Source organism: Chromobacterium sp. Beijing (assembly GCF_021496765.1).
Classification (GTDB): Bacteria; Pseudomonadota; Gammaproteobacteria; order Burkholderiales; family Chromobacteriaceae; genus Chromobacterium.
The window spans coordinates 913,715-927,563 of sequence record NZ_CP053750.1 but is presented as its reverse complement, the minus strand read 5'-3'; the positions used below and the strand labels follow the sequence as shown (position 1 = coordinate 927,563).

At 66.7% G+C, this 13,849-nt stretch carries 12 protein-coding genes; 7 read left to right on the top strand and 5 right to left on the bottom strand.

Annotated features, from left to right (window positions below):
• The first annotated feature begins 52 nt into the window (after positions 1-52).
• Positions 53-1,372 carry a DEAD/DEAH box helicase gene (locus HQN78_RS04625; RefSeq protein WP_107799626.1) on the top strand — a complete coding sequence of 440 codons (1,320 nt, stop codon included), beginning with the start codon at positions 53-55 and terminating at the stop codon, positions 1,370-1,372.
• 71 nt (positions 1,373-1,443) lie between these two features.
• Here HQN78_RS04625 and HQN78_RS04620 read toward each other — a convergent pair whose 3' ends face one another.
• Together HQN78_RS04620 and HQN78_RS04615 are read right to left on the bottom strand one after the other, a co-directional pair.
• Positions 1,444-3,126, bottom strand: a complete 1,683-nt coding sequence (locus tag HQN78_RS04620; protein ID WP_235088226.1) for a glycoside hydrolase family 9 protein — start codon at positions 3,124-3,126, stop codon at positions 1,444-1,446.
• A gap of 129 nt (positions 3,127-3,255) precedes the next feature.
• Positions 3,256-4,467 (bottom strand): ROK family transcriptional regulator, encoded by a 1,212-nt coding sequence (locus tag HQN78_RS04615; protein WP_227107905.1) that lies wholly within the window; start codon positions 4,465-4,467, stop codon positions 3,256-3,258.
• A 232-nt stretch (positions 4,468-4,699) separates the two neighbouring features.
• Here HQN78_RS04615 and HQN78_RS04610 point away from each other — a divergent pair, with 232 nt between their 5' ends.
• From HQN78_RS04610 to HQN78_RS04595, 4 genes are read left to right on the top strand one after another with little or no spacing between them, the layout of a single operon-like run.
• Entirely contained in the window at positions 4,700-5,566 is an 867-nt protein-coding gene (locus tag HQN78_RS04610; protein ID WP_235088224.1) for a BadF/BadG/BcrA/BcrD ATPase family protein, read from the top strand.
• 28 nt (positions 5,567-5,594) lie between these two features.
• On the top strand, positions 5,595-6,839 hold the full coding sequence (locus HQN78_RS04605) for an ABC transporter substrate-binding protein (protein WP_235088221.1): 1,245 nt from the start codon (positions 5,595-5,597) through the stop codon (positions 6,837-6,839).
• A 10-nt stretch (positions 6,840-6,849) separates the two neighbouring features.
• Positions 6,850-7,716 (top strand): carbohydrate ABC transporter permease, encoded by an 867-nt coding sequence (locus tag HQN78_RS04600; RefSeq protein WP_227107899.1) that lies wholly within the window; start codon positions 6,850-6,852, stop codon positions 7,714-7,716.
• A 16-nt stretch (positions 7,717-7,732) separates the two neighbouring features.
• Positions 7,733-8,590 carry a carbohydrate ABC transporter permease gene (locus HQN78_RS04595; RefSeq protein WP_235088219.1) on the top strand — a complete coding sequence of 286 codons (858 nt, stop codon included), beginning with the start codon at positions 7,733-7,735 and terminating at the stop codon, positions 8,588-8,590.
• A 19-nt stretch (positions 8,591-8,609) separates the two neighbouring features.
• Here the strand turns inward: HQN78_RS04595 and HQN78_RS04590 are convergent, their stop codons facing one another.
• From HQN78_RS04590 to hmpA, 3 genes are all read right to left on the bottom strand, one after another.
• The gene (locus HQN78_RS04590) at positions 8,610-9,467 is read right to left on the bottom strand and encodes an endonuclease (protein WP_107799633.1); all 858 of its coding nucleotides are present in this window, start codon (positions 9,465-9,467) and stop codon (positions 8,610-8,612) included.
• Between the two features lie 96 nt (positions 9,468-9,563).
• A complete protein-coding gene (locus HQN78_RS04585) occupies positions 9,564-10,013 on the bottom strand; it encodes an Rrf2 family transcriptional regulator (RefSeq protein WP_235088217.1) in 450 nt (149 codons plus the stop codon).
• A gap of 198 nt (positions 10,014-10,211) precedes the next feature.
• Positions 10,212-11,429 carry an NO-inducible flavohemoprotein gene (hmpA, locus tag HQN78_RS04580; protein WP_227107893.1) on the bottom strand — a complete coding sequence of 406 codons (1,218 nt, stop codon included), beginning with the start codon at positions 11,427-11,429 and terminating at the stop codon, positions 10,212-10,214.
• A gap of 248 nt (positions 11,430-11,677) precedes the next feature.
• Between hmpA and HQN78_RS04575 the strand changes: the two genes are divergently transcribed.
• A complete protein-coding gene (locus HQN78_RS04575; protein ID WP_107799636.1) occupies positions 11,678-12,469 on the top strand; it encodes an MBL fold metallo-hydrolase in 792 nt (263 codons plus the stop codon).
• The gene (locus tag HQN78_RS04570) at positions 12,462-13,847 is read left to right on the top strand and encodes a FimV family protein (RefSeq protein WP_235088214.1); all 1,386 of its coding nucleotides are present in this window, start codon (positions 12,462-12,464) and stop codon (positions 13,845-13,847) included. The genes HQN78_RS04575 and HQN78_RS04570 overlap by 8 nt, the downstream gene beginning before the upstream one ends.
• Positions 13,848-13,849: the final 2 nt, after the last annotated feature.

Sequence of the window (13,849 nt, the reverse complement as noted above, 5' to 3'; positions counted from 1 at the left end):
CCACCAACCTGGCTACAAGTGACGCCGGCAGTTTCCGGCTTGAAAGGACATCATGCATTTTTCCGACCTGGGCATTGCCCCGACCATCCTGCGCGCGCTGGAAGCCGCTGGTTACTCTTCCCCTACCGAAGTACAGGCTCAAGCCGTGCCCGCAGCCATCGCCGGCCGCGACCTGCTGGTTTCCGCCCAAACCGGTAGCGGCAAGACCGCAGCCTTCCTGCTGCCGGCGCTGACCAAGCTGTCCGAGCGCTCCACCGGCAAAGGCCAGGGCCCGCGCGTACTGGTGCTGTGCCCGACCCGCGAACTGGCCCAGCAAGTGGAAAAGAACGCGCTGGAATACGGCAAGGACCTGCGCTGGATGAAAACCGTCTGTCTGGTGGGCGGCTCCTCCTTCGGCTATCAGACCCGCGCGCTGTCGCGTCCGGTTGACCTGATCGTGGCCACTCCCGGCCGTCTGATGGACCACATGCGCTCCGGCCGCATCGACTTCTCCCGCCTGGAAATGCTGGTGCTGGACGAAGCCGACCGCATGCTGGACATGGGCTTCATCGAAGACATCGAGACCATCGTCAAAGCCACTCCGGAAACCCGCCAGACCGTGCTGTTCTCCGCCACGCTGGACGGCACCGTGGGCCGCATGGCCGAGAAGATGACCCGCGATCCGCAACGCATCGAGATCGCCCGCACCGAGACCTCGGGCGGCACCATCGAAGAGCACCTGCTGTACGCTGACGACCTGAACCACAAACACCGTCTGCTGGATCACATCCTGAAAGAGTCCGGCTTCGACCAGTGCGTGATTTTCTCCGCCACCAAAGCCTACTCCGAAGAACTGGCCGACAAGCTGTCCGACCAGGGCTATTCCGCCGCCTGCCTGCACGGCGACATGCCGCAAAGCTGGCGTAACCGCACGCTGAACGATCTGCGTCGCGGCCGCATCAAGATTCTGGTGGCCACTGACGTGGCGGCACGCGGCATCGACGTGCCCACCATCACCCACGTGGTGAACTTCGACCTGCCGAAACAGGCTGAAGACTACGTGCACCGCATCGGCCGCACCGGCCGCGCCGGTCGCGACGGCACCGCCATCACCCTGGCGGAGTCCAAGGAATTCCACAAAGTGCGCCGCATCGAGCAGTACCTGAAGCGTCAGATCACCGAAGGCGTGATCGAAGGCATGGAACCCACCCGTCGCCCGCCGAAAGGCCCGCGTCGCAACACCAGCGGCAAAGGCGGCTACGGTGATCGCCGTCCGGGCAGCGGCGGCGGTCGCGGCGGCTACGGCAATCGTCGCGAAGGCGGCTACCAAGGCCAACGCCGCGAAGGCGGCTATCAGGGCAATCGCGGTCCGCGCAGCACCCAGCAGCAGTAAATCTCAGACGCCCCCGGCAGCGGGGGCCGCTGAAACAGAACGCCATCGGCTTGCCGATGGCGTTTCGCATTTCAAGCGCCGTCCGCCCTCCCACGCAAGGCCAGGGCCAGAAACAGCCAGGCGCCGTGCGGCAGCCATTGCTCGGTCCAGCGCCAGGACTGGCTGATATCGGTCTGTTCCGGGCTCAGGAAGGCGATGCCCTCGTCCGCGCCCGGCGCGGCGGTGATCCCATTGCACACCCCGCCGCAGGCGTTGTAATAGCCCGGCTCATAGCGCGGATTATTACGACCCCAGCCCTGCAGCATGCAAACGTCGAAGGGATTGCGCCCCAGAATCCAGTCCAGCGCGCCCTGCGCGTACTTCAGCATCGCCGCGCGAGCGTCCCCCTCCTCCCTCTCCGCCAAGGCGCAGCTCGCGGCGGCCAGCGACGCCAGCCGCGCGTTTTCTCCCTGCCACCAATAAGCGCTTTCATTGGTTTGCGGCATGAAAAAGCGCGCCGCGCCCTCCTCGCCGTCGCGGGCCACCCATTGCCGCGGATAGGCGAAAGGATTGCCCGCCGCCGCCGTCAGCGCCATTTCGGCCTCCAGCCCCCGCCGGACCGCCTGCCGCGCGGCGCTCGCCAACGGCGAAGCCGGCAACACCGCGGCGAAGCGCAACAAGGCGAGATAGGGCAAGCCGGCGTCGGCGCCGTGGAAAAAACTGCGCCGGCGCTCCGCGTCCATCCAGAAGCGGCCCGCCTCGTCCTGCCGCGCCAACATCCGCCGCGCGCGGCGGTCGGCGGCGTCGGCGAACACCGGCTCGCCGCTGGCCGCGTACAACTCGCAAGCGGCCAGCAGGGCGCAATAGTCGTCGATGAGGTTTTCGCAGCCGTCGTCCAGATAGCGCGCATTGTATTGCTGCAGATGGGCGAAGCCGCGCCGCGCCGCGGCCAGATAATCGCCTCGGCCGAACTCTCCGTCGCGCGGCAATTCCGCCGCGCGCGCCAGCGCGGCGATCGCCAGGCCGCCGCCCTGGCGGAAGCCGGCTTGAAAACGCCCCGACTTGAGCCCGCGCTGAGTGGAATAGGCGCACAGTTCGCGCTGTTCCGGCGCCTTGCTCCAGCCATCGAACACCGTCATATAGAAAAACCCCGACGAATGCTGCATCCGCAACAGAAAGTCCGCGCCATGCAGCGCCTCGTCCACCATGCGCTCGTCGAACCAGCGCGGCTGCGGCGGCAGCGCCTCGCGGCCGGCCATCAGCGCCCAAGCCAGCAAGGGCGTCTGCTGCGGATTCATGAAGTTGGCGTAAGACAGGTGCGACAGGTATTTGGAACAGTCGCCGGAGGCGTCGAACCAGCCGCCGCGCACGTCCCGCCGCGCTTCGCCGCCCCACTCCGGCGCCGCGCGATCCGCCTGGTCGTAAAGACCGCTGCAGCGCTGCGACTTGAAATAATGCAATAGGTCGGACAACATCTGCCCGCCCAGGCAGCCCGGCCCCACCTCGAACTCATGGCTGATCACCGGCGGCGCGCTGTCCCGCAGCCACAACCGATAACGGCCCGGCCGCGTCCAGCCGCTAAAATCCGCCTGCCAGTAATGCCACTCCGGCCATCCCTCCGCCATGCCCTGCGGCTGCAAAGGAATTTCGGTCGCGGCGCGCCCCTCGGCATCCAGCAAGACCAGCGCCGTCGGCGCGGCCTGGGCCGGCGCCTGCAACAAGGCCAGCTTGGACGCTTGCGGTTCGAAACCGATGTGGTTCAGCAGAATCTTCATGGCGCGACCCCCGTGCAATTAAATAAAGCGTTTTGCTTTAATGATGGGCAATATTTACGCGCCGCGATGGCCAGGTCAAGCCAATGACATAAAAAGATCTCGCCGTGACGCCGATTCGCCAACCGCTTCTCAGGCTTTGAGCAAAACCTCGTACTGCGGATTGAATTCGTCGAAGATCGGCAGGGCCGCCGCGCCCAGCGCCACCGTGTCGCGGCCGGCTCCGCCCAGCAGCACCCGCGGGCCGCAGCTTTGCCGGATAGACACCGGCAGCGGATGCAGCCGCTGCTCCAGCTGCTCCAGCAAGGCCGGCGGCAGAAAACCGCCTATCACCACCGCCTCGATGTCCAGCAGGCTTTCCAGGATATTGATCGCCTGGCGCAGCGGCGGCGCGGCGGTGGCCAGCCAGCGCTCGATGCCGTAGCAGATCTCCGGCGTCGGCCGCTGCAGGCTGCGGGCCGCCAGCTCCGCGTCGTCGGCCAGGCCCAGCGTTTCGTACAGCGCGCGCAGCGACACATAGCGCTCCAGGCAGCCATGGTTGCCGCAATCGCAGGGCCGTCCGTCCGGCATCACGATCATGTGGCCGATCTCGCCGGCGTTGTGGCGAACGCCCGCGTACAAGCGCCCGTCCAGGAACAAGCCTGCCCCCAGCCCGGCGCCGATGAACAGATAAACGAAGTTGCGCAGCGCGGCGGCGCGGCCGTACAACCGCTCGCCGATGGCGGCCGCGGTGGCGTCTTTTTCCAGCAGGACAGGCAGATCCAGCCTGCGCTCCAGCTGCGCCGCCGCGTCCACCTCCTCCCAGCCCGGCAAGGTGGTGGGGCCGACCGAACTCATGCCCTCGACGCCGAAAGGGCCCGGCATCACCAGACCCAGGCCCAGCACCCGCCCCCAGTCTATGCCCGACTCGGCGCGCAGCCGGCCCACCACCTCTTCGATCAAGGGCAAGGCCAGTTGCGGATCCGGCCGCCTCACCGGCGCCTCCACTCGCGCGCGGCATTGACCGGCCAAGTCCACCGCCACCGCGATCAGCGACTGGGTGTCCAGCTGAATGCCCAGCGAGTAGGCCCCGTCCGGGTTGATGCTCAAGGGTATCGCCGGCTGGCCGCGCGCGCCCTCACGCATCGGCTCTCCGGCCAACAGCATGCCGCCGTCCAGCAATTCCGCCGCGATATTGGACACCGTCTGCGGCGTCAAGGCGGTCAGGCGGGCGATTTCGGCGCGGGTCAGCTGCCCGTTCAGGCGTATGGTCTCGATCACCGCGCGACGGTTGTGCGCGCGGGCGTGCTCCAGATTGGTCCCCGCCACCGTGCGCGGGTCCTGGCCTGCAGGAATGGATTTCATGCCGGCAGTATGGCGAGCCGGCCCCGGGCGGACAAGCGCGTCCGCCGGCCTTGTTGCGGCGGCGGCGACAGCCAGGCGCCCCAGTCGCCGCAATTAAATAAATCAACTTGACGAAATGCCATCGTAATGATTGAATTTTCAAAAATTCTAATGGCATCGGACGCCGGCCATGCAAACCCATGATGTTGCGGGGATTTGCGCCGGATGCCCGCGTTTGACCAAGGACAGCACCGTGACTGAAGCTTTTGAATACCGCCTGGGCGTTGACGGCGGCGGCAGCGGCACCCGCGTCTGCCTGAGCGACGCCGCCGGCCGCCTGCTCGCCCGCGCCGAAGGCGGCCCCTCCGCGCTGTCGCGCGGCGTTCCGCAAGCCTGGGACGCCGTGAACGAAGTCGTCGCCCACGCCTTCGCCCAAGCCGGCCTGCCGCCGACGCCGCCGGCGCGATGCGCGATCGGCCTGGGCCTGTCCGGCGTGCACAACGCCGCTTGGGCGGCCGCCTTCCGCGCCGCCGATCCCGGCTACGCCCGTCTGCGCCTGGCCACCGACGGCTACACCACCTTGCTGGGCGCCCACGGCGGCCGGCCCGGCGTGATCGTGGCGCTGGGCACCGGCAGCATAGGCGAAGCGCTGTATCCGGACGGCAGTCATCGCGAGGCGGGCGGCTGGGGTTATCCCAGCGGCGACGAAGCCAGCGGCGCCTGGCTGGGCCAACGCGCCGCGCAATACGCGCAGATGGCGCTGGACGGCCGCCTGGCCGCCACGCCGCTGACCCGGGCGGTGCTGAAACATGTCGGCGGCGACTGGCAGGCGATGATGGCCTGGAACGGCCGCGCCACGCCCACGCTGTTCGCGCAGCTGGCGCCGCTGGTGGTGGCCAATGGCCGCCGCGACTCTCTGGCCGCCGAATTGCTGCGCCAGGCCGGCCGCGACGCCTGGTCCATCGCCAAGGCGCTGGATCCTGACGAGAGTTTGCCGACGGCCTTGTGCGGCGGCCTGGGCCAGGCGCTGCGCGATTGGCTGCCGCCGGAATTCGCCGGCCGCCTCAGTTCGCCGCAAGGCGACGCCTGCGCCGGCGCGCTGCTCCTGCTGGCCGACTGACCCCCTCCTCACTCCATAAGGACATCCCATGCGCCTCTCCCCGCTGCTGCTCGCCGGCCTGCTGGCCCTGGCCGGCCCGGCCCGCGCCGACAAGATCGTGGTCGAGTACTGGACCGACTCGCTCAAGCCTCAGTTCGACGCCTACTTCGCCGCAGCGAAGAAGCAGTACGAGGCGCAGCACCCCAATGTCGAATTGCGCTGGGTGGACGTGTTCAACGAGGGCTTCGAAACCAAGCTCAACGCCGCCATCGCCGCCGGCAAGCCGCCGGCGCTGATCAACCACGACGTGCCGCGGCTGTACAAATACGCGCAGAAAGGCGCGCTCTTGCCGCTGGACGGCGCGCTGGCCGCGGACAAGGCCGGCTATCTGCCTAATGCGCTGGCCGACCTCAGCGTGGCCGGCAAGCTCTACGCCTATCCCTGGTACAACAACGTCAACGTGCTGGTGCTCAACGGTGAATTGTTCCGCAAAGCCGGCCTGGACCCGGCGCGCCAGCTGCTCAGCCTGGAACAGCAGCTGGCCGCGGCCAAGGCCATCCGCGCCAAGACCGGCGTGCCCGGCCTGCTGCCGCAACTGGGCCAGATCGACGGCATCATGCTGGGCCGCGGCCTGCCCTTGCTGCAAAACGGCAAGGCGGTCTTCAACAGCCCGGCGCACGCGACCTTGCTGCGCCAGTACGCCGACGCCTACAAAGCCGGCGCGCTGGCCAAGGAGAACCTGTTCGCCGACGACAACTACCAGGCCAGCGTCAAGCTCTACAACAGCGGCCGGCTGGCGATGATGGAGACCGCGCCCACCGCGGTGCGGCGCACTCAGACCGACGCCCGCGCCATTTTCGCGGTCAGCCGGGTGCAGCCGGCGCCGCTGGGACCCACCGGCGTGGTCCAGGGCGGCTATCAGTTCGGCTGGGCGGTGTCCAAGGGCTTGCCGGCGCCCACCCAGGCCGAAGCGATCAAGTTCGCCCGCTTCCTGACCAGCGACGCGCAGCAACTGGCGTTTTCCAAAGTCACCGGCGCCACCTTCCCCTCCACCCGCGCCGCGCTGCGCGATCCTTACTTCACTCAGGCCGGCGGCAGCCTGGTCGACGTCGCCCGCGCCCAGGGTGCCAAGGCCGCGCCGGACATCCGCACCTTCAGCCTGAGCGGCGTGCCGCGGCTGGCGGACCTGAAGAAAAAACTGGTGGACAGCGTGGAGGCGGCGGTCACCGGCCGCAAGGACGCCCAGCTGGCGCTGGACGAGGCGGCCGCCTTCTGGAACCGGCAGCTGAAGTAAGCGCGCCGCGATGAAATCCAGCGCCCGCAACGCCTGGCTGTTCCTGGCCCCGGCCCTGCTGCTGATGGCGGCGTTCACCTTTTGGCCGCTGCTGTTCGGCAGCTATCTGGCCTTCACTCGCTACGATCTGCTGTCGCCGCCGCAGTGGGCGGGGCTGGAGAACTTCGACTATTTGCTGCAGGACGAGGTGTTCTGGCGCGCGCTGCGCAATTCCCTGCTCTATCTGCTGGTGGTGCCGGTCATCCAATTGGCCGCCATCGCGCTGGCGCTGCTGGCCAACCGGCCGCTGCGCGGCGTCAAGCTGTTTCGCGCCGCCGTCTATCTGCCGGTGATCACCACCGTCGCCGTGGTCGGCATCATGTGGAACTGGATGTACGCCGATTACGGCGTGCTCAACAGCGCGCTGCGCTGGCTGCGTCTGCTGGCGGCTCAGCAGGAAATCGGCTTTCTCAGCGACGAGGACATCGCGCTGTTTTCCGTGATGTTCGTCACCTTCTGGCGCGGCGTCGGCTATTACATGGTGCTCTACCTCGCCGGCCTGCAGGCGATCCCGGCGGAAATGCAGGAAGCGGCCTTGCTGGACGGCGCCAACGCCTGGCAGCGTTTCTGGCGCATCACCCTGCCCATGCTGAAGCCCACCATTCTGTTTTGCAGCCTGATTTCCACGCTGGACGCGCTGAAGGCCTTTGAGGAAGTGTTGGTGATGACCCGCGGCGGCCCGCTGAATTCCACCTATACCGTGCTGTATTACATGTTCCACCAAGGCTTCGATCAGCTGGACTTCGGCCGCGGCGCCGCCGCCGGCCTGCTCTTGACCGTGATCTGCCTATTGCTGGCCGGCCTCAACTTCCGCCTGCTGCGCCCGGCCCACCGCTAGTTTCAGGACGCCCGCCATGACCGCCGTCTCAAGCCCCCTTGCCCGCCCCGCCCGGCACACCCGTTCGCGCGCGCTGCGGCGCCTGCCGGACTATCTGCTGTTGTTGGCGCTGGCCTGCGCCGCCTGCTATCCGTTTTGGTGGACCTTGATGATCGCGCTGGGCGACGGCGAGCAGGTGTTCGACTTCCCTCCGCGCTTGCCCGAGCCCTTGTCGCTGGCTCACTTTCGCGAAGTCTGGACCCAGATTCCGATGGGGCGGTTTTTATGGAACTCGGCGCTGATTTCCGCCTTGACCACCGCCGGCACCCTGCTGGTTTCCAGCTGCGCCGGCTTCGCGCTGGCGCAACTGCGCTTCCGCGGCCGGCAGTGGGTGTTTTACGCCATCATCGCCACCCTGCTGCTGCCCAGCGAAACCAATGTGCTCAGCAATTACGTGACGCTGTCCTGGCTGGGCCTGGACGACAGCCGCGTCGGCGTGGCGCTGCCGGCCTTGGCCGGGGCCTTCGGCATTTTTCTGATGAAGCACGCCTTCGAGGAGATTCCCGAAGAAATCGTCGCCGCCGCGCGCATGGACGGCGCTGACGACTGGCAGCTGTTCTGGCGCGTCTGCCTGCCGCTGAGCCGGCCTTATCTGGCCACCCTGGCCATCTTCACCCTGGTCTGGTCGTGGAACAGCTATGTCTGGCCCAGCGTGGTGCTGAAGAACCCGGACCTCTACCCGCTGTCCGTCGGGGTGCAATACCTGAAGGGCGCTTTCGCCACCTCCACGCGCATGGTGGCCGCCGGCGCGGTGCTGACCATCGCGCCGGTGCTGCTGGTCTTCCTGTTTTGCCAGCGCTATTTCATGCGCGGCATGGACGGCGCGGTCAAATAAGACCGTCCGGCCGCCGCGCTCAAGCGCCGCACAGCTCGGCCAGCCGCTGCGGCTCCGCCACCAGGAAATTGCCCTCGCCCTGCAGTTGAACGATGCGCGCGTCGCGGCGGCGCTCCCAGGCGTTAACCGGATACTGGCGCGCCCAGGCGCACATCAGTTGCTGATCCTGACGGCTCATGCGCAGCTGGTAGCGCGCGTGCATGTACAAGGTGATGCGCGCCGCCGCGCCGCGTACTTCCTCGCGCGGCTGGAAACGCTTGTTGCCGAAATCCGTCACCGATTGGCATTGGCCGTACATGGTCGCCGGCTTGCGGCTCCACGCGCCGTAGGCGAAGTTGGCGCGGTCGCCGTTGACCTCGCCCACCGCCGGCACCAGATTGTTCAGATCGCCTTCCGCCATGCGGAACACCGGATCGCTGGACGCGCAGTTCTTGCGGCCGCCCTGCTGCCAACACTGGCGCTGATGGCCCAGATTCCAGGCCGGCACCACGTGTTCCCACTCGATGCGGCTGGCGCGGGTTTCGGACTTGCGCGGCACATAGCCGCAGGACGCCCAATCCACCGCCTTGCCGCGGTAATCGCAGCCGCAATAGAAGTCCTGCTCCATGCCGGAGAACACCCGCGGCAGCACTTTCTTGGCGTTGGAAAAATCGCGGTGCCCCACTTGCTTGACGCCGCTGACCAGCTGCGCCGCCTGGACCCGGCCCGGCGCGCCGGCCTCGGCCGCGGGCCGCGTCGCCTGCTCCAGTTGGCGCACCACGGCCGCTCCGGCCTTGGCCAGGGTTTTGACTTCCGCGGATTGGCTGATTTTTGAAAATTCGGCCGCGTCGCAGCCGGCCAACAATAAAACGACGGGGAGGAGGATGGGATAACGCATGGCGGGCAGTGTAAGTACCCGCCGCGTTCACGACAATAAGATACAAAAAATATTACAAATGATAATCCATGTGAATCTCAAAAAAATACGCCAACATCATTTTGAGACAGACAAGGGCTGCCGATGCAGCCGGACGATGGCCTCGCCGGTGGGCGCAGCCATCATATCGCGCAAGGTGTATTGGTCCAGCGTACGGAAAAACGCCGTCAGCGCCTCGTCCAGCGCGCCCTTGAGCCTACAGCCCGGCCGCAGCGCGCACGGCGGGTCCGCGCAGTCTATCAGCTGCGACAGTCCTTCCAGCGTGCGCACCACCTCGCCGACGCGATAGCGCTCCGGCGCCCGCGCCAGCGCCAAGCCGCCGCCCTTGCCGCGGCTGGTCTGCAGCCAGCCCTGCTGCGCCATGAAGTGGACGACCTTGACCAGATGGTTGCGCGACACTTCGAAACGGGCGGCGATTTCGGGAATGGTGGCCAACTGCCCCTCTTCCTGCCAGGTCAGATACATCAGCACGCGCAGGCCGAGATCGGTAAAACGGGTCAATTGCATGATCTTAAAAACCTGTTCAAAGCCTCGCGAGCCAGCGCGAGACAAGGCAAAAATGGCTGAAGAAGCGAAGTGTACACATGGTACACCAGCATTCTAAAACTGTTTTCAAGGCCCTTTCCGACCCTATCGCGGACGCGCGGCGGACATTGAACAGGTTCTAAAGCCCGCCGCTCAATAGAGCGCGGGCCTTGCCGCGGCTCAGCCGCCGACGGCGTTGGAGCCGAACACCTCGAAATGCACTCGTTCCGCCGCCACGCCCAAGTCCAGCAGGCTGGCGCGCTGCGCCAGCATGAAGCCCACCGGGCCGCACAGATAATAGTCGGCGTCCGGCAGCAGCGTCATCTCGCGCAGCTGGCTCAGTTGCAGGCGTCCCTGCTGCTGATAGTCCCGGTCCAACACGTCCTCCGCGCGCGGCGCCTCGTAGCAGACATGGGCGCGCAGCTGCGCGTGGCGTTCCTGCATCTGGCGCAAACCGTCGCGCATCGCGTGCGCGCCGCCGTGGCGAGCCGCGTGCAGGTAGCGGATTTCGCGGCGGCTGCCGGTTCTCAGCAAATGCCGCAGCATGGACAGCATCGGCGTCTGACCGACGCCGGCGCTGATCAGCACCACCGGGCCGTCGCGCTCTTCATGCAGGAAGAAATCGCCCTGCGGCGCGCTCAGCTCCAGAATGTCGCCCTCCCGTTTTTCCGCGTGCAGCAGATTGGATACTCGCCCCGCCGGCTTGCCCTCGCCGCCGTCCTCGCGCTTGACCGAAATGCGCAGATATTCGTCGTTGGGCGCGTCGGACAGGCTGTACTGACGCGGCTGGGCCAGCCCCCATTCCTCGACAAAGCATTTGACCGACACATACTGGCCGGGCCGGAAGCCAGGCACCGCGCCGCCGTCGGCCGGCGCCAGATAGAAGGAAGTGATTTCCTCGCTCTCCGCCACCTTGCGCGCGATGCGAAACGGCCGCCAGCCGGCCCAGCCGCCTTCGGCGTTGGCGCTGGCGCGGTACAGTTCTCGCTCCTCCGCGATCAAGATGTCCGCCAATTGGCCGTAGGCGGCGGCCCAGGCCGCTATCAGCTCCGGCGTCGCCGCCTCGCCCAGCACTTCCTGGATGGACGCCAGCAAATGCTTGCCGACGATGGGGTAATGCTCGGCGCGGATGCCCAGGCTGACATGCTTGTGCGCCACCCGGGTCAGCACCGGCGCCAACGGCGACGGGTCGTCTATGTGCTGGGCGTAGGCCAGCACCGCCATGGCCAGCGCCTGTTGCTGCTGGCCGGAGTGCTGATGCCCCTGGTTGAAGATGTTTTTCAGCTCCGGGTTATGGCTGAACATGCGGCGATAAAAATGACTGGTCAGGCTCAGGCCGTGTTGCTGCAACACAGGAACGGTGGCTTTGACCAGGGCGCGGGTTTCGGGACTCAACATGGCGGGCTCCTAAAGATGTGTGCTTAATACATTTTATTGTGGGTAAAAAACGCCGACTCGGCGCTGGTCGGCTTAAAGATGTAAAAATAATACATCTTTATGGCGACGCTGTCACCGCCGCGTAAAAATATTCCTTCCGGGTGAGCTTGACCCAGGTCAAGACCCCAACCATACCGCTTGCATAATATCTGAGCATTCTTAGGCATAGCACGTCCATTCGCGGGCGGGCCAAGCAGACGAGGCGGCTCATGGCATTGGTGCTTTACGACGACGGCAATCACAAATGCGTCGCCTTCACCGAACTGGTGCAGGGCGAAGGCATACAATCCAATCAGTTCGCCATCATCGACCAAGGCGAGGGCATTCTGCTGGACCCCGGCGGCAACCTCACTTACAAGCACCTGATCGCGGAACTGGCCGATTACTTCCTGCCCTCCCACACCCGCTACATCTTCGCCTCGCATCAGGACCCGGACATCATCGCCTCGGTGGGCGGCTGGCTGCTGATCACCGACGCCCAGGTGATCATCGCCGAAGAATGGACCCGCTTCCTGCCCCACTTCTGCATGCGCGGCGCCACCGCCGGGCGGCTGGTGGCGATTCCGCCGCGCGGCATGTGGATGCGGCTGGGCGGCGCGGACCTGCAAATCGTGCCGGCCCATTACTTGCACACGGTCGGCTTTTTTCAGATCTACGACCCGATCAGCAAGATCCTGTTCTCTGGCGACATCGGCGCCTCCTTGATGGACGGCCACGCGGCCGGCCTGCCGGTCAGCGACTTCGACGCCCACCTGCACGACAGCCACATGCTTGCCTTCCATCGCCGCTATATGTCCAACAACAAAGCCTGCCGGCTGTGGGTGGACATGGTCCGCCGGCTGGACATCGAATGGATCGTGCCGCAACACGGCGGCTCCTTCCAGGGCAAACCCATGGTGAAGCGTTTTCTGGATTGGTTCGAAACCCTGGAATGCGGCACCGATCTGATCGGCCCCGCCGATTTCACGCCGCCGCCGCGCGAGGCGCCGCGCCATGACTGACTGGCTGCCGCAGAACCCCGTCGATCTGGTCGTCGGCCTGGCGCTGGCCATGGGCCTGCTCGCCTTGCTGGCCGCGCTGCGCTGGCAGGCTCGCCGCGACCGCGCCGCGCAAGCGCGGGACGAGGACATTTCCTTGGCCGAGCCGGACCCAACGGACGCCGGCGACGCCGAGCAGCCCTATCAGGTGGACGAGCTGGATTCGCTAGCCGAAGTCGACATCTTCATCGAGTTCGGCTATCTGGAACAGGCGGCGCAGGCCCTGCGCCACTATGTGGACCGGCAGGCGCCGCACTCCTCCAAGCAGTTGCTGCGGCTGGCCGGCCTCTACCTCAAGACCGGCGCGCTGGATGACTACGCCGCGATGCTGGAACGACAGCACGATCTGGCGCTGATCGGGCGGGAAGCGCTGGAACAAGCGGTGGAAGCCGGCCTGCGCGTCGAGCGCAATCAGCTGGCCCTGCGCGTGCTGGCGGAACAAAGGCTGGGCTGGGGGCCGGAGGCCATCGGCCTGCGCCTGGGCGACGACGCGCCGGAGCTGGCGGCGGAAGACGCCGAGGAAACCACGGCAGCCGTCCTCCCCGCCCATCCGTCTCAACCCTCGCCTCCCGTAGCCGGACGGCCGCAAGTCTTGCTGCACGGCTGTGCCCCGCTGTTTCCGCTGAATGAGCGGGAGAAGGACGCCATCGCCGCGCTGCTGCCGGCCGAGCGTCAGGCCAAAGTCTGGCTGCGCTGGCAGGAATACGCGGCGGCGACGGCGGCGCTGGAACAGACGCTGACCTTGCGCCCCCACTCGCTGACGCATTTGCTGGACCTGCTGCACGCGCATTACCGGCAACGCCAGCTGCCGCGCTATGCGCGGACGCTATGGCGCTTCCATCTGGCGCTGGGCGAACACGGCGCCGGCCTCAAGGAACAATTGATCCACGCCGGCTGGCTGCTGGGCGCCCATCCGGTGCTGGACCTGCTGGCGCGACGCCCGGACAGGCCGGAACTGGAACGCATCGGCCGCAGCTTCGGCTTCAGCGGCGCGCCTCCGGCCGCCGCGCCTCAGCGCCGGCCGCTGGTGACGCGGCGGACCGAGACGGAGGCGGCCGAGAATCTGGACGCGCGCGGCGAGGCCGACGCCTACCTCAACGAAGGCCAGGTCGACATGGCGATCCAGACCTTGGAGCACGCGGTGCTGAGCCGGCCGGAGGACGCCGCCAACTATCCTCCCCTGTTGCAGCTATACCGCCGCCAGGACGACCGGGCGCGCTTCCAGTGGCTATTGCGGCAACTGCGCGGCCATGTGGCCCAACTGCCGCTGGAAGTCAGCGCGCAGCTGGCCGGTTTCGACGCCGACGCCGGCCCCGCCCGCCGGCGCATGCTGGCCGCCTGAGC

Coding starts and splice junctions, on each gene's coding strand:
- HQN78_RS04625 (WP_107799626.1), top strand. CDS start 53: ATGCATTTTTCCGACCTGGGCATTGCCCCGACCATCCTGCGCGCGCTG.
- HQN78_RS04620 (WP_235088226.1), bottom strand. CDS start 3,126: ATGAAGATTCTGCTGAACCACATCGGTTTCGAACCGCAAGCGTCCAAG.
- HQN78_RS04615 (WP_227107905.1), bottom strand. CDS start 4,467: ATGAAATCCATTCCTGCAGGCCAGGACCCGCGCACGGTGGCGGGGACC.
- HQN78_RS04605 (WP_235088221.1), top strand. CDS start 5,595: ATGCGCCTCTCCCCGCTGCTGCTCGCCGGCCTGCTGGCCCTGGCCGGC.
- HQN78_RS04600 (WP_227107899.1), top strand. CDS start 6,850: ATGAAATCCAGCGCCCGCAACGCCTGGCTGTTCCTGGCCCCGGCCCTG.
- HQN78_RS04595 (WP_235088219.1), top strand. CDS start 7,733: ATGACCGCCGTCTCAAGCCCCCTTGCCCGCCCCGCCCGGCACACCCGT.
- HQN78_RS04590 (WP_107799633.1), bottom strand. CDS start 9,467: ATGCGTTATCCCATCCTCCTCCCCGTCGTTTTATTGTTGGCCGGCTGC.
- HQN78_RS04585 (WP_235088217.1), bottom strand. CDS start 10,013: ATGCAATTGACCCGTTTTACCGATCTCGGCCTGCGCGTGCTGATGTAT.
- hmpA (WP_227107893.1), bottom strand. CDS start 11,429: ATGTTGAGTCCCGAAACCCGCGCCCTGGTCAAAGCCACCGTTCCTGTG.
- HQN78_RS04575 (WP_107799636.1), top strand. CDS start 11,678: ATGGCATTGGTGCTTTACGACGACGGCAATCACAAATGCGTCGCCTTC.
- HQN78_RS04570 (WP_235088214.1), top strand. CDS start 12,462: ATGACTGACTGGCTGCCGCAGAACCCCGTCGATCTGGTCGTCGGCCTG.